General features: G+C 73.0%; 13 protein-coding genes. 5 read left to right on the forward strand and 8 right to left on the reverse strand.

Annotated features, from left to right (window positions below; genetic code table 11):
* Nucleotides 1–22: 22 nt before the first annotated feature.
* The 4 genes from V1634_RS30465 to V1634_RS30480 all read right to left on the reverse strand — a co-directional run bounded on the left by V1634_RS30465 (nucleotide 23) and on the right by V1634_RS30480 (nucleotide 7,051).
* Nucleotides 23–1,369 carry an acetyl-CoA carboxylase biotin carboxylase subunit gene (locus V1634_RS30465; RefSeq protein WP_331211173.1) on the reverse strand — a complete coding sequence of 449 codons (1,347 nt, stop codon included), beginning with the start codon at nucleotides 1,367–1,369 and terminating at the stop codon, nucleotides 23–25.
* 175 nt (nucleotides 1,370–1,544) lie between these two features.
* Nucleotides 1,545–2,153: a TetR/AcrR family transcriptional regulator gene (locus V1634_RS30470; RefSeq protein ID WP_331211237.1), complete on the reverse strand. Its 609-nt coding sequence runs from the start codon at nucleotides 2,151–2,153 to the stop codon at nucleotides 1,545–1,547.
* A gap of 114 nt (nucleotides 2,154–2,267) precedes the next feature.
* Nucleotides 2,268–5,255, reverse strand: coding sequence for a hypothetical protein (locus tag V1634_RS30475; protein WP_331211174.1), 2,988 nt, complete (start codon nucleotides 5,253–5,255; stop codon nucleotides 2,268–2,270).
* A gap of 2 nt (nucleotides 5,256–5,257) precedes the next feature.
* Entirely contained in the window at nucleotides 5,258–7,051 is a 1,794-nt protein-coding gene (locus V1634_RS30480) for an HSP90 family protein (protein ID WP_331211238.1), read from the reverse strand.
* Nucleotides 7,052–7,243: 192 nt separating this feature from the next.
* Here V1634_RS30480 and V1634_RS30485 point away from each other — a divergent pair, with 192 nt between their 5' ends.
* Nucleotides 7,244–8,545 (forward strand): MFS transporter, encoded by a 1,302-nt coding sequence (locus V1634_RS30485; RefSeq protein WP_331211175.1) that lies wholly within the window; start codon nucleotides 7,244–7,246, stop codon nucleotides 8,543–8,545.
* Here the strand turns inward: V1634_RS30485 and V1634_RS30490 are convergent.
* The gene (locus V1634_RS30490; RefSeq protein WP_331211176.1) at nucleotides 8,512–8,979 is read right to left on the reverse strand and encodes an Lrp/AsnC family transcriptional regulator; all 468 of its coding nucleotides are present in this window, start codon (nucleotides 8,977–8,979) and stop codon (nucleotides 8,512–8,514) included. The two genes, V1634_RS30485 and V1634_RS30490, sit on opposite strands and share 34 nt — an antisense overlap.
* A gap of 70 nt (nucleotides 8,980–9,049) precedes the next feature.
* On the opposite strand from V1634_RS30490, the gene V1634_RS30495 reads away from it, so the two are divergent.
* Nucleotides 9,050–10,210 carry a MalY/PatB family protein gene (locus V1634_RS30495; protein ID WP_331211177.1) on the forward strand — a complete coding sequence of 387 codons (1,161 nt, stop codon included), beginning with the start codon at nucleotides 9,050–9,052 and terminating at the stop codon, nucleotides 10,208–10,210.
* A 28-nt stretch (nucleotides 10,211–10,238) separates the two neighbouring features.
* Nucleotides 10,239–10,808 (forward strand): NUDIX hydrolase, encoded by a 570-nt coding sequence (locus V1634_RS30500; RefSeq protein WP_331211178.1) that lies wholly within the window; start codon nucleotides 10,239–10,241, stop codon nucleotides 10,806–10,808.
* 9 nt (nucleotides 10,809–10,817) lie between these two features.
* Here the strand turns inward: V1634_RS30500 and V1634_RS30505 are convergent, their stop codons facing one another.
* Entirely contained in the window at nucleotides 10,818–11,006 is a 189-nt protein-coding gene (locus V1634_RS30505) for a DUF397 domain-containing protein (protein ID WP_331211179.1), read from the reverse strand.
* Complete coding sequence (locus V1634_RS30510; RefSeq protein WP_331211180.1) at nucleotides 10,997–11,806, reverse strand: helix-turn-helix domain-containing protein; 810 nt, start codon at nucleotides 11,804–11,806, stop codon at nucleotides 10,997–10,999. The genes V1634_RS30505 and V1634_RS30510 overlap by 10 nt, the downstream gene beginning before the upstream one ends.
* A gap of 493 nt (nucleotides 11,807–12,299) precedes the next feature.
* Here V1634_RS30510 and V1634_RS30515 point away from each other — a divergent pair, with 493 nt between their 5' ends.
* The gene (locus V1634_RS30515) at nucleotides 12,300–12,542 is read left to right on the forward strand and encodes a flavin reductase (RefSeq protein ID WP_331211181.1); all 243 of its coding nucleotides are present in this window, start codon (nucleotides 12,300–12,302) and stop codon (nucleotides 12,540–12,542) included.
* 41 nt (nucleotides 12,543–12,583) lie between these two features.
* The gene (locus V1634_RS30520) at nucleotides 12,584–13,945 is read left to right on the forward strand and encodes a hypothetical protein (RefSeq protein WP_331211182.1); all 1,362 of its coding nucleotides are present in this window, start codon (nucleotides 12,584–12,586) and stop codon (nucleotides 13,943–13,945) included.
* On the opposite strand, the gene V1634_RS30525 is transcribed toward V1634_RS30520, so the two are convergent.
* Entirely contained in the window at nucleotides 13,942–14,856 is a 915-nt protein-coding gene (locus V1634_RS30525; RefSeq protein WP_331211183.1) for a sulfurtransferase, read from the reverse strand. The genes V1634_RS30520 and V1634_RS30525 overlap by 4 nt on opposite strands.
* Nucleotides 14,857–14,859 lie beyond the last annotated feature (3 nt).

Genomic DNA, 14,859 nt, shown 5'->3' on the forward strand with positions numbered 1-14,859 from the left:
GTTTCCGTCGCCGTCCCGCCGCTCACTTCTTCGCCCGCATCCGGCCGACGATGCCGGTGTCGTAGTCGCCGCCGAGGAACTCGGGGTTGTCGAACAGCTCGGCGAAGAACGGCAGGTTGCACTTGGGTCCGGCGATCTCGAATCCGGCCACCGCGGCACGGGCCCGGTCGATCGCCTCGGCCCGGTCGGCGCCGTACACGATCAGCTTCGCCAGCAGGGAGTCGTAGAACGGGGTGACGGTGGTGCCGAGGGCGTATCCGGAGTCGACCCGTACCCCCGCGCCGGTCGGCTCGGTCCACGCGGTCACCGCGCCCGGACCGGGCAGGAACCGTTTCGGGTCCTCGGCGTTGACCCGCAGCTCGATCGCGTGCCCGCGCGGTGCGAGCGCGTCCGGGTCGAAGTTCGGGGTCAGCCCGGCCGCCACCCGCAACTGCTCCTCGACCAGGTCGACGCCGTAGACCAGCTCGGTCACCGGGTGCTCCACCTGGAGCCGGGTGTTCATCTCCAGGAAGAAGAACTCCCCGGTCGTCGGATCGAGCAGGCACTCGACGGTGCCCGCGTTGCGGTAGTTCACCGCCTCGCCGGCCCGGACGGCGGCGGCCAGCAGCCGCTCCCGCAGCTCGGGCGAAACCGCCGGGGACGGCGACTCCTCGACCAGCTTCTGGTTGCGCCGCTGCACCGAGCACTCCCGCTCGCCGAGCGCCACCACCCGGCCGTCGGCCAGGCCGAGGATCTGCACCTCGACGTGCCGCACCCGGGGGAAGTACCGCTCGATCAGCACCGAACCGTCCCCGAACATCCGCTCGGCGAAGGCGCGCACCTTGTCGTACTCGCCGCGCAGCCCGGCGGGGTCGGCGGCGACCGCCATGCCCATCCCGCCGCCACCGGCGGCGGCCTTGACCATGACCGGGAAGCCGATCTCCTCGGCGGCGGCGAGCGCCGCCTCGACCGTGTCGGCCGGCTCGGTGGTGCCGGGCGCCACCGGCACGCCCGCGGCGGCCATCAGGTTACGAGCGTTGATCTTGTCGCCCATCGCGCTGATCGCGTCGGCGCCGGGACCGACCCAGACCAGGCCGTTCGCCTCGACGGTACGGGCGAAGTCCGCGTTCTCCGACAGGAAGCCGTAGCCGGGGTGGATCGCCCGGGCACCGGTCGACTTGGCGGCGGCGAGGATCGCCTCGGCGTTCCGGTAACTCTGCGCCGGGTTCGCCGGCCCGACGCAGACCGCCTCGTCGGCCTCGCGGACGAACGGCAGGTCGGCGTCCGCCTCGGAGTGGACCGCGACCGTCCGTACACCGAGTCGGCGGGCGGTCCGGATGATGCGGCGGGCGATCTCACCTCGGTTCGCGACGAGCAGAGACTCGATCATGCGCTACCTCCCAGTACTCGACCCGGCCGTACCTCGTCGTACGGCCGTCCGCGACCCCGCTCAGTGAACCGCTGCCAACCTCCCCCGTCGGCCGGGCGGACCGGAGGGTCGGACGCGGCGTCTGAGCGCCACGTGGCTTAGGTTAACGAACGTTCAGTCGTCCGGGAACGACGGTTCAGTCGTCGGGGTCGGCGAGCAGCGCAGCCAGGGTGGCGGCCCGGAGCAGCGCGGCCCGACGCTGGCGGTCCACCTCGCCACCGAGGAACGGCGTGGAATTCATCAGACCGAACGCGGCATGGGCCAGCACCCGCGCCTCGCCCGCCGACAGTTTCGGGTGCAGCGCGGTCAGCACCCCCACCCACTCCTCGACGTAGAGCCGCTGGAGCCGCCGGATCTGCCGCCGGGGCTCCTCCGGCAGCCGGTCCAGCTCGTGCAGGTGCAACGCGATGACCGCCGGATTGGCCAGGGCGAAGTCGACGTGGAAGTCGATCAGGGACTCGAGAGCCGCCCGGAAGTTCTCCGGATGCTCCGCGACCCGCTGCCGGCCGCCGGCCAGCAGCCCGTCACTCACCGGCATCAACGCGGCGATCAGCATCGCCTCCTTACCGGCGAAGTGGTGGTAAAGGGCCGGGCCGGTCACCCCGGCGGCCGACCCGATGTCGTCCATCGAGACCCCGTGATATCCGCGGGCCGCGAAGAGGCCGACCGCGATCTCCAGAATCTCCTCGCGCCGGGACCGCCGTCGCCGCACGCCGCTGGCGGGCGCGCCGGCCTCCGTCGCCATCACCTGCTCCTTCACCGTCACCCGACCAGCCTAGTCAGCTGTCAATCGCCGACCCCCCGCCGCGTGTCGGCCGCCACTGGGCGGACAGATCCCCGTCCGGCCGGGGTGGACCGGCTACTCGTCGTCGGGGTCGAGGGAGTACCTGGCGCGCAGGGCGTCGGCCTCCGCCGTACGGCCAAGGGCGGCGAGCGCGGCACTGAGCAGCCAGGCCGCCCGCAGTACCGCGTCCGAGTGCTCGGGCAGACTGTTCAGGGTCGCCCGGAGCAGCGGTTCGGCCTCGGCCGGCCGGTCCAGCCGGAGCAGCAACTCCCCGGTGAGCAACTCCACGAAGAGCGCCTCGCCGAAGGCCTGGATCGACCGCAGCGCGTCGGCGGCGCCCGCCAACCTGGTCAGTGCCTCCTCCGGCCGGTCCGCGCCGAGCAGTGCCCGAGCGGCGACGTCGGCCAGCATCGCCCGCTCCCACCGCACCGCCGGCTCCACCTCGGCGTCGTCCGACTCCGGCCGGCCGGACCCGCCGGGCAGGGCCGCCGCCACCCGGTCGGCCACCTCCAGTGCGGCCAGCGCCGCCGCCGGGTCGCCGGCCCAGTGGTGGGCGGCCACCTCGCGGCGCCGGACCCGCAGCTCGTCCAGCGGCAGCCCGGCGAGCCGGAACGCGGTCGCGGCGGCGGCGAACCGCTGCGCCGCGAGGTTGTCCCGGTCCTGGGCGTAGAGCAGCTCGCCGGCCTCCTCCAGCACCCCGGCCCGGGCGGGCAGGTTGTCCGGGCCGTCGAGGTTGTCGGCGAGTTCGTCCAGCAGCGTCAGCGCCAGGCCGTCCTCGCCGAGCGACCGGTAGACGGTGGCGAGCAGGTGCCGGCACTGGTCCGCGTCGGCCTGCCGGCCGAGCCGGTCCAGCTCGCCGATCGCCTCCTCCGCCGCCTCGGCCGCCTCCACCGCCCGGTCCGCCCGCCGGTAGGCGTCGGCCAGCTCCCAGCGCAGGTAGGCGGCCCCGTCCACGATGCCCCGCTCCGCGCAGAGGGCGACCGCCTCCACCAGGTCGTCGACCGCCTCGCCGGGCCGGCCGGCGGCGACCAGCGCCCGGGCCCGCCCCGTCCGGGCCGGCAGCGCGAGCTTGTCGGTGGCCAGCCGCACCGCCTCGTCGTACGCCGCAACCGCCCGCTCCGGGTCGTCGAGCGAGTTGGCGTAGCCGAGGCTGGCGACCGCCCGGTGTACGGGCAGGCCGAGTTCGTCGTAGAGGTCCCGGGCCCGCAGCGCCGCCTCGGCGACCTCGGCACCCCGGTCCAGCGACTCCAGGACCCGGACCCGGGTCAACGCGATCCGCGCCACCAGATGGCGGTCGTCGGCACCGTCCGCCTCGGTCGACGCCCGCTCCACCGCCGCCAGCGCCTCCGCACCCCGCCCCCGCTCGGCGTACGCCACCGCCAGCCGGTCCTGCGCGGCGGCCCGATGCCAGGGGTCACCGTGCGCCATCAGGTAGTCGGCGGACTCCTCGACCAGCGGCATCCCCTCGTCCGGCTCGCCCGACATCACCAGCAGTACGCCAAGCCGACCCGCCACCACCTGGGCGCGAAGCGGATCCGGGAGCTGCTGGTACAGCGCCAGCGCCTCCCGGTTCGCCGCCACCGCCCCGGCCAGGTCGCCGGCCACCTGCCGCTCGACCGCCCGGAACTCGCCCCGGCGGGCGACGGCGGACCGCTCCTGCGGCTGTCCGGCGAACCGCTCGTCGAAGACCGCCAGTACGGCGAAGAGGTCGTCGTCGCGCTCGGTACGCCAGGCCGCCTCGGCCAGGTCGAGCAACTGCTCCGGGCCGGCGTCCGGCGGTACGTGGAGCGGAGCCGGCGGCTGCCCGGCCGACACCGTTGGCACGGACGCCGGCTCCGATCCCCCGGCGGCCCCTTCGGGTTCGGTGGTCGGACCCGGCCCGCCCGATCCGGCCGGGGCCGCCTCGACGGTGCCGGTACCCCCGGCAGGGGTGGGCCGGCGGCGGGCGGTCGGCGACAGCGGCAGGTAGCCGCCGATCGGCTGCCGGCCGAGCAGCTCGGCGACGGCGGCCGACTGCGCCCCGGTGCCGTTGCGGGCGTCGAACCGGAGCGCCAGTTCCCGGGCCGTACCGGCCAACTCGTCCGCCAGCGCCGCCACCGGCACCTCGGCCGCCGGCCGGTCCAGGTGCCCCGGCCGCTGCACCGGCAACTCCCCGTGGCCGTCGGCGGCCAGCCGGTGCAGCAGCAGCGCCCCGCTGGCGGCGAAAATCATCGCGTCGGCCGGTGACGGCGGCTCGTCCAGCCACCCGAGATGCCGTTCCAGCAGTTCCAGCCCGCGCGCCTCGTTGCCGGTCAACGCGCAGAAGGTCAGGTGGTCACCGACCAGCGACATGTTCGCGATGTTCGTCCGGTGCCGGCGGTACGCCCGCAGGTGCGCGTCCCGTGCCTGTTCCCGCCGGCCGGTGTGCAGGTACGGCAGCAGCAGCGCGGTGAGTACGCACTGCGGCTGCTCGACACAGCCCAGCCGCCCCGCGAGCACCGGCTCGGCCAGCGCCACCGCCTCCTCGTGCCGGCCGAGCGAGGCGAGGTATTCGACCTGGTCCGTCGGGTCGCAGCCGGCACAGTCGGAGAGTTCGTCCCGGGGTGCGGTGGTCCACCGGCGGTACCACTGCGCGGCCTCGTCCGCCGCGCCGACGTGCACCGCCACCTGGTGCCGGTACTTGTAGACCATCTGGAGGCTGTGGCCGCCGGCCCGGTAGCGGCGTTCCATGTCGTCGAGTACCGCCATGGTGCGGTCCAGCGGGATCTCGGGAAACTCGAGCAGGCCGCTGACCATGTGCTTGAAATACCAGAGCAGGGTGTGCTGATGCCGCTGCTGGTAGGGCCTCGGGTTGCGGTCGAACTCGGCCAGGCACCAGGAGAAGGTGACGAACGAGCGGGCCGGCTCGCCGCCGTAGTAGTAGGCGGCGGTGGCGAGCATCCGGGCCGCGAACGCGAGCTGCTCGTCGCCGGTGGCGTCCACCTGCCGGAGCAGCGCTTCGGCGGCGGCGACCTGTCCGCTGCCGTACGGCATCTCGCCGATCCGGTCGATCGTCCGCCAGAGGTCGTCGGTGTCCCGGGCCATCGTCACTCCTGTCCTGGTACGGCCCGGCCGAGCAGGCCGAGGAACGAGCTGTTCAACAGGGCGGCGTCGGCGGGGCGGATCGGGTGGTAGCCGAGCAGCAGCGCCTGGCCGTACAGGGCTTCGACGGCGAGCCCGACCAGCGCCGGGTCGCCGAGCGCGCTGACCCGGCGGACCAGCGGGTTGCGGTGGTTGAGCACCAACTGCGGGCGCTCGGCCGGGCCGGAGGCGGCGAGCGCGTCGAGCACCCCGGCCCAGGTCTCGTCGGCCCGCTCCCGGGTCGACCGCAGTTGCTCCTCGAAGGCCGCCGACCGGCTCACCAGATAGAGCGCCGGCAGCGACGCCGGGGCGTACGACCGGAGCACCACCTCGACTCCGAGCCGGTCCAGGGCACGCTGCGCGGCGACGACGAACGGCCGCAGCGCCAGCTCCGTCGCCGGGTCGAGGGCGTCGAAGCGGGTGGTCAGGTCGTTCGGTTCCAGCCGTTCGACCAGCACCGACCGGTCCACCGTCGGCAACCGCTCGATGATCTCGGTGTCGTACGTGTAACCGGCGTTGACCACCGCCAGATCCTGTGCCGCCGCCACCCCGGCGAGCTGGCGGAACTCGTCGATGCTGGCCGCGTAGCGGATCAGGCCGTGCCGCTCTCGGAACTCGGCCAGGGTGGTCTGCCCGGTGTTGGTCTCCATCGGCCACCAGCGCTCGACCAGCCGGAGCATCTCGTCGTCGTGCAGGGCCAGCGCCTTGACTCCAAGGTGGTGCACCTGGAGGAACTCGGCGAGCCGGCGCGGCGCGCTGCCGGCCAGCCGGACCAGCCAGCCCCGGAGCTGGTCGCCGAGCGCCTCCCGGGTCGCCTCCAGCAGGCTGTCCTCGTAGAGCGCCTCCCGGCTGGCGGTCGGGCGCAGCTCGGTGGAGTCGACCACGCAGCGGGCGAAGAACGCCCAGTCCGGCAGCAGCCCCTCGGCGCCCTCGGTGAGCAGCATCCGCTTCAGGTAGACCCGGTGACCGGCCCGGCCCGCCGGGTTGACCGGGCTGGGCAACACGAAGGCCGCGCCGGTCAGTCCCGCCTCCGGCACCGACAGCGGTACGACGTCGAACGGGGTGAAGCCGAGCACCTCGCGGGCGTACCGGACGAGGTTGTCCCGGCGGACGGACGGCGAGGTGCCGGCGGGGGCCGACCACGGCGGCGGCCCGGTGGTGGTCTCGACGTCGCCGACCAGCACCCGGATCGGCAGCAGCGAGCCGAAGAGCCGGGCCAGCTCGATCACGGTCGGCCGGGTCAGCCACTGGTCGGCGTCCCGGCGCGGGACCAGCGTGACCGTGGTACCCGGTTCGGCGCGCTGGTTGTCGGCGGCGGCCGGCTCGACCCGGTAGCGGCCGTCGGCGTAACCGGTCCAGAGCACGGTCGGCTCGTCACCGTGCCGGGTGCGCACCCGGACCTCGTCGGCGACCAGGAAGCAGGAGAGCAGCCCGATGCCGAACTGGCCGAGGAACTCGTGGCGGGCGAAACCCAGCTCGTCCCGCTTCGAACTGCGGCCGATGGTGGCGAGCAGTTCGTGCACCTGGGCCTCGGTCAGCCCGATCCCGGTGTCGTGCACCCGCAGCGTGCCGTCCCCGGTCAGCTCCGGCGGCTCGATCCGGACCACGGCCGGGGCGCCCGGCTCGGTGGCCCGGCGGGCGGTGATGGCGTCCACCGCGTTCTGCAACAGCTCCCGCAGGTAGACCCGGGGACTGCCGTAGAGGTGATGGCTGAGCAGGTCGACCACACCACGGAGGTCGACCTGGAAGGTCCGGTCCACGATCTGCCCACTCACTCCCGTCCGGTGACGGCGCTCACGGTACCGGCCCCGGGCGACACGTCGCTTCCGGCTTTTCCGCCGACTTTTCCGGGCGTACGGCGGGCGTCCGGGTTGACTCTCGACCCGATCGAGACCGCAGGCTCGCCCGGTCATCGCCGGTAGGAGGCGAGCCGAGGAGAGGTGGTCAGCCCGATGGTCGGAGCGACGGCGAGGTCGGCTGCGCACTCCGTCCGGCGTACCCGAATCGGCGGGTTCTGGTCACTGTGGACGGCGACCGTGGTGTCGCGGCTCGGTGACGCGCTGCGTACCCCGGCCCTGGCGCTGCTCGCCGCTTCGGTCAGCCGCGATCCCCGGATCGTCGCGGCGGTGGTGGTCGCCGGCCAGCTCCCGCCGCTGCTCTTCGGCCTGCTCGGCGGCGTCTACGCCGACCGCTGGGACCGGCGCCGGATGATGGCCACAGTGGACGGACTACGTGCCGTCCTGGTCGCCGGCTTCGCGCTGCTGGTCGTCACCGGTGAGGTCGGGATCGCCGCGCTGGTCGGCTGTGCCTTCCTGCTCGGCACCCTCGGCGTCCTCTTCGACGCGGCGGCGTTCGCCGTACTGCCCGGGATCGTGTCCGCCGACCGGCTGGCGGTGGCGAACGGCCGGCTCCAGGCGGGTACGGCGGTGGCCGGCGGCTTCGTCGGCGCACCGCTGGCCGGGGTGCTCTTCGCGGTCGCCGCCGCCCTGCCGTTCGCCGTCGACGCGGTCACGTTCGCGGTCGCCGCCCTGCTGGCGCTGACCCTCCGACCGACCCCGGTGCCGACCCGGGCGCCGACCCGGGCGCCGAACCCGACTCCGACCCCGCCGCTGGGGTCCGCGCCGCGCCCGGTCGGGCCGCGTGCGACCTGGCGGGCGGCCGGGGACGGGCTGCGCTGGATCTGGCGGGACGCCACCCTGCGCCGGATCACCGGGCTGACCATGGTCACCAACCTCGCCACCAGCGGCCTGATCGCGATCATCGTGCTCTACGCGCTGGAGGTACTGGCCGTGCCCGCCGCCGGCTACGGACTCTTCATGGCGGCGGCGATACTCGGTGCGCTGGCCGGGGGACTCTGCGCCGGCCGGATCGCCAACCGGCTCGGCACCCTGCCCGGGCTGCGCTGGGTGCTGGTCGCCGAGACGCTCGCGGTCGCCGCGTTGGCCGTCGCCCGGCACCCGGTGCCGGGTGCCATCGCACTCGCCGTCTTCTCCGCCGGCACCGCGACCTGGAACGCGCTCTGGTCGGCGTACGGTCAGCGCAACGTCCCCGCCGAACTGCTCGGCCGGGTCGGCAGCGCCCAGCGTACGGTCGCACTGCTCGCCGCCCCGGTCGGCGCGATCCTGGCCGGAGCGCTCGGTTCCGCCGCCGGCCTACCCCCGGTGCTGTACGCCGCCACCGCCGTCTTCGCCCTGGCCACCGCCGCCTCGTGGCTGACGCGTCACACCGCCTCCGGCGCGGCCTCCGTGCCGTAGGCGGGCAGGGTCTCATATCTGCGTACGGCCGGGTTGGCGAGGAAGAGCCGCTCGGCCACCTGCCGGTAGGTGTCGAAGTCGGCGGTCAGGAGCACCACCACGAAGTCCCACTGTCCGGCGACGTGATAGCACTGCCGCACCGCGGGCTCGTCGCGGAGGCACTCCCGGAAGGCGGTGTAGTGCGGACCGGTGTCGGCCTCCAGTTCCACCAGCACCAGTGTGGTCATCGCGAGTCCGAGCGCCCGGGGGTCGAGCACCGCAACCTGTGCCCGGATCACGCCGGAGACCCGTAACCGGGTCAGCCGGCGCTGCACGGCGCTCGGTGACAGACCGACCAGCTCACCGAGTTCGTACAGCGGTTTGGCGGCGTCGACCCGGAGCAGGTCCAGCAGTCGACGGTCGGTCCGGTCCAGCGTCGGGAAGGTGGGAGGCACGCAAGAACCTTGCGCATCGGGAGCAGAATCGTCAATCGTCATCACCCGCCGGTTACCTAGCCTCGTCACCATGCTGGACGACCTTGACCTGGAGTCGCTGCGCCGCCGTCCCGGGGTGAAGTGGGCGCAGGCCACCGCGGCCGGTGCCGTACCCGCGTGGATCGCCGACATGGATTTCCCGGTGGCCGAGCCGGTCAGGGCGGCGTTGGTGCAGGCCGTCGAGACCGATCTCGGCTATCCGGCCTGGGACGACCGTCCCGACCGGAACCCGCTCGCCGAGGTGTTCGCCGCGCGGATGTCCGACCGGTACGGGTTCGCGCCGGCACCGGCGCACGTCCGGGTCTTCACCGAACTGATCCAGGCGGTGCAGGCGGTACTCCACGTCGGCACCGCCCCGGGTGACGCGGTGGCGATGCACACGCCCACCTATCCACCGTTCCTGGAGACGCTCGCGGGTATGCGCCGCCGGCTGGTACCCGTCCCCATTGTGGACAGCGGTCACGGCTGGGCCTTCGACCCGGACCGGCTGGCCGCCGACGTCGCCCGGACCGGATGCGTGGCACTGGTCCTGGTCAACCCGCACGGCCCCACCGGCCGGGTGTTCACCCGGGCGGAACTCTCCGCGGTGGCGGAGATCGCGATGCGGCACGACCTGCTGGTCGTCACCGACGAGATCCACGCCGATCTCACCTACGAACCGCACCGGCACACCTCGTTCGCCGCGCTGGCACCGGAGCTGGCCGCGCGGACGGTCACCCTGCATTCGGCCAGCAAGGCATTCAACCTGGCCGGGCTGCGCTGCTGCGTCGCGCACGTCGGCGATGCCCGGGTACGGGCAGCCTTGGATGCGCTCCCGCCTCTCCTGCTGGGTCAGCCAAGCAACCTCGGTGTACTCGGTACCCAGGCCGCCTGGCAGCACGGCGACCCCTGGCTCGCCGAGGTACGGGCGGTGCTGGACCGCAACCGCCGGTTGGTCGCCGACGGGCTGCCGGACGCGGTCGGCTACCACCTTCCGGAGGCGACCTACCTGGCGTGGCTGGACTTCCGCCCGCTCGGCCTCGGGTCCGATCCGGCCGCACACTTCCTCGACCGAGCCGGGGTCATGCTCAGCCACGGCCCGCAGTTCGGGCCCGGTGGCGAAGGGTTCGCCCGGCTCAACTTCGCCACCGGCCGGCCGATCCTCGACGACATCCTCCGCCGGCTTCGCGCGAACTGCCGCGCCCGTGGTTGATGCCCTCCGACCTGGCATGATCACTGAGATGCGGAAGTCGGTCGCGGCGGTGCACGACCTCGTCTCCGAAATCGTCCCGGTTGACGAGGTGGAGGAACGCCACCAGACGGAGACGCTGCACTGGCTGCGCAGCACCGACGACGTGTTCAGGCGGATGAAGCCGGCGACCCCACCCCGGCACCTCGTCTCGTACGTCGTCCCGGTCGATCCGGCCGACGGCGGCGTACTGCTGGTCGATCACGTCAACGCCGGGCTGTGGCTGCCGCCGGGCGGGCACGTCGACCCGGACGAGCACCCCGCCGAGACGGCCCGCCGGGAGGCGTGGGAAGAGCTGGGTATCCCGGTCGGAGGCGGCCTCGTCGAGGAGGAACCGATCTTCGTCACCGTGACCCGTACCGTCGGGATCGACGCCGGGCACACCGACGTGAGTCTGTGGTTCGTGCTCCGGCTCGACCGGCAACACCCGCTCAGGCTGGACAGCGGGGAGTTCCGGGAAGCCCGCTGGTGGTCACCGGCGGAGATGCGCGACGCCGATCCCGCCCGCTTCGACCCGCACTTCACCCGCTTCTGCGCGAAACTACAGCGGATGCACTCCTGACGCCGACAGTCAGCGCGCCCGTACCTGCCGGACGAACGAACGCCACGCCTGCGGGGCGAAGACCAGAGCCGGACCCGTCGGGTCCTTACTGTCCCGAACCCCGACCACCCCTGACAGGTTGTCCGCCACCTCGACACAGTTGCCGCTGGCTCCGTTGCTGCGACTGCTCTTGCGCCAGGTCGCCCCGATCAGTTCCATGTCTCCGCCGCTTCCGATATCAACTGGGTGGACTGGTGGTGCGGCAGCGCCTCGCTCCGGATGAACTCCCACACCTTGGCTATCCACATTACGTCTGCCGCGTCCTGCACGATCTGGCCGCGCAGGTGGTTATCGAGAAAGGCGAGGTTCTCGTTGCCGGGTAGTGCGGCAACGACGAACGGGCCGGCCAACCCACCGTAGGCGCCGACGAGGGTCGGCACGACCTGCACCCGAAGGTGCGGCAGTTCGGACGCGATCCTCGCTAAATGACGCAACTGTGCGCGCATCACCTCCGGCCCGCCTACCGGCCGGTGGAGGAGCGCTTCGTCAAGCACGCAAGTCACCTGCGGGGGCTTTTCCCGGGTGAGCAGGTCCTGTCGTGCCATCCGCGCGGCGACCCGGTCGGCAACCTCGTCCTCGGTCAGCACCCCCATGCTGGCGAAGACTGCCGTGGCATACGCCTCCGTCTGCAACAGGCCCGGCAGTACAGCATTTTCGAACCAGCGCAGGGACTCGGCCTTGCGTTCAATCTCGAACCATTCGCGCAGCCAGGACGGTTCGCCGTCGAGCTTGAGCTTGATCACCATGCGTTCGAAGAGGCCGCCGGTCTTCAACGCCTTGTCGGCGCCTCGGACGTACTCCCGGGTCAGCGCGCGGGTGCCGGTCTCGACGGCACTCACCTGGGATGCCGAGAAGCTGGCGCCCCGGCCGAACCTGTCCTGGGTCATTCCGGCGGTCACCCTCGCCCGGCGAATCTCGTCGACGATGAATTCGATCATCGATTGCCGCGCCTCTGTCATACATCCCTCCACAGGTCAATGGATCGACTCCACGGTTCGCCTCGGTTCGCCACCCGATCGTCGGGACGTTCATGCAGGTCATGACGGGTGCGATGCACGCCTATCGAGGTTAGGGGGCGCCCGTCCAGAGTGGAAGACAGCGGGACCGCATCCAATTCGCGCCCGGAGAACGAAAGAGAGGGAAGGCCGATGTCCAGACGTCATCGCCCAGCCATTCGGCATTACCGTGCCTGGTACTTCCTCTGGATCTTCTGTTCCTGCGGTCGCCGCTGGCGCTGCCCGCGTACCCTTCCGGCACCACACCGGCCGGGGCCACCGCCGGCTCCTCGTCCGGCGCTGGTCCGGGTCCCGCCGGACCCGCCGCCGCCGCCACCACCGGTCCGGCCCCGACACCGCAACACCCGGCCGGCCTGGGGGACGCCCGTCCGGACCGAACACCGCGACCGGAGCGGGCGGACCCGGCAGGTCGAGTACCGATGACCGGCCAACCCCGATGTACGGCCCACACGCGCGGTTCCGTCCGCACACACCCGCACGCCCGTCGTTCCGGTGCCGGACCTGCGGCGCGCCCTGGCCCTGTCAACCGGCCCGGCTCAGCCTGCTGCGCACCTACCGCGACGATCGGATCGGGCTGCTGGTCTACCTCGCCAGCCAACTCGTCCACGCGCTACAGGATCTGCCCCACGCCGACCCCCACGAACTCGCCACCCGAATCCTGCACTGGCCGAACCGGTGAGGGCGGCGGAACCGGTCGGGGACGCCGGGGCTCTACCCGGCATGACGACGACGAGGCGGGACGTGTTGCGGATGACCGGCGCGCTGCTGGCCGGTACCGCCGGGGTCGGCGCGGTCACGGCCAGCGCCGGCTGCCAGTTCCGGTCCGGCGACCGGGCCGACGAGGCGGACGCCCGCCGCAAGCTGGCTCCGGCTGACGCGCTGGTGGTGGAGCTGGCCGACGGCAAGCTGGCGGTGGTCGACGCGGCGACCGGCCGGATGCTGGTCCAGCCCGCCCCGGCGGTGCTCAGCGGCGACGGCCGCCGGCTGGTCCGGGTCGAGCGTCCGGACGGCGGTACCAGGTTGACCAGTCACCAACTGCCGGACGGCGCGGCCGTCAGCGCCGGTACCCTGACCGGCGCGCTCGCGGTCCGGACCACCTCGTCCGACGGTGGCCTGGTGGCGCTCGCCGACGACGCCGGGCCGGGGCACACGCCGTACCGGCCGGGGCCCCGGGAGCGGACGACGATCGTGGTCGCCGACGGTGCCGGCCAGCGCCGCCGGCTGGAGTTGCCCGGCAACCTCGAACCCGAGGCGTTCGACACGAGCAACCGGGCACTCTTCGTCCTCGACTACCTACCGCCGACCGCGCCGGAGCGGTACCGGGTGCGGGTCGTCGACCTCGCCTCCGGACGGGTGGAGCCGTTGCTGACCCGGGTCAAGGCGGTGGTGCCGGGGGGTGCCGAGGAGGAGATGCGCGGCGAGGGTCGGCAGGCGGTGTACGACCGGCAGCGCAACCGGCTGTTCACCCTCTACACGCACCAGCCGGACCACGTACACACCCGGGATCGGATCGCCGCGACGGCGGACCCGAACGGTGCCGGGGCGCGCGACGACGCCCCGCACGTGCACGCCTTCGTGCACACCCTCGACCTGACCGAACGCTGGGCGTTCTGCGTCGACCTGCCGGCACCGTTCGGCGAGCGCGCGGCGACCGGGCACACGATCGCGCTGAACCGGGACGGCAGCCGGCTCTACGTGGCGGACACCGGCACCGGTGCGTTGGCCACGATCGACCCCGACGGGCTGACCGTGATGGAAAGCGCCCGGTTCGACGCACCGGCCGGCACCGCCGGCTCGACCGCCACCGCGCCGGCCGCCGCGGCCTTCGACGGCGCCGGGACGCTGCTGGTCGGGGCCGGCCGCGAGGTGGTCGGGATGCCGGCCACCGCTGGCGGGGGCGCGGTGCCGCGCTGGTCGGCTCCGGCCGAGGTACGCGGCCTCGCCGGCCCGCCCGACGGCTCCCGGCTCTACGTCGGCCAGCCCGACGCCGTACTCCGGGTCGACCCCGGCAGCGGGACGGTACGGCAGCGTATCGACGTACCCGGGCTGGTGGCCCTGCGTCAGGTGATCCCCGCCGGTTAGCGGTCCCGGTCCGGGGTGAGGCCGCCCGGCTGGTCGCCCTGGACCACGGGTGCCCGGACCAGGTTGCCCCACTCGGTCCACGAGCCGTCGTAGTTGCGCACCCGGGGATAGCCGAGCAGGTGCCGCAGCACGAACCAGGTGTGGCTGGACCGCTCGCCGATCCGGCAGTACGCGATCACGTCGTCGTCCGGCGAGAGCCCGAGCTGGTCGGCGTAGATCGCCCGCAGCTCGTCGGGACCCTTGAAGGTGCCGTCGTCGTTCGCCGCCGACTTCCACGGCTTGCTCAGCGCGCCCGGGATGTGCCCGCCGCGCAGCGCGCCCTCCTGCGGGTACTCCGGCATGTGGGTCAGCTCGCCCGTGTACTCCTTCGGCGAGCGGACGTCGACCAGCGGTCGGGCCGCCGCGATGTGCGCCAGCACCTGGTCCCGGTACGCCCGGATCGGCGCGTCGTCCCGCTGCGGCGTCGGATAGTCCGCCGGAGGCCGCTCGGTCTTCTCCCGGGTCAGCTCCCGCCCCTCGGCGACCCACTTCTGCCGGCCGCCGTCGAGCAGCCGCACGTCGGGGTGCCCGAAGAGGGTGAAGACCCAGAGCGCGTACGCCGCCCACCAGTTGAAGTTGTCGCCGTAGAAGACGACCGTGTCGTCCCGGCCGATCCCCTTCGCCGAACAGAGCTTGGCGAACGCGTCGGCGTCGAGGTAGTCCCGGGTCACCTGGTCGTTCAGCTCCAGGTGCCAGTCGACCTTGACCGCGCCCGGGATGTGACCGGTCTCGTAGAGCAGCACGTCCTCGTCCGACTCGATCACCACCAGGCCCGGCTGGCCCAGGTGTTCGGCCAGCCACTCGGTGGTGACCAGGCGCTGCGGGTCGGCGTAAGCCTGGAGGCTCGGTGCGGGATCGCTCGGCATCGGCATGAT

This window comes from Plantactinospora veratri (assembly GCF_036421995.1).
Classification (GTDB): Bacteria; Actinomycetota; Actinomycetes; order Mycobacteriales; family Micromonosporaceae; genus Plantactinospora; species Plantactinospora veratri.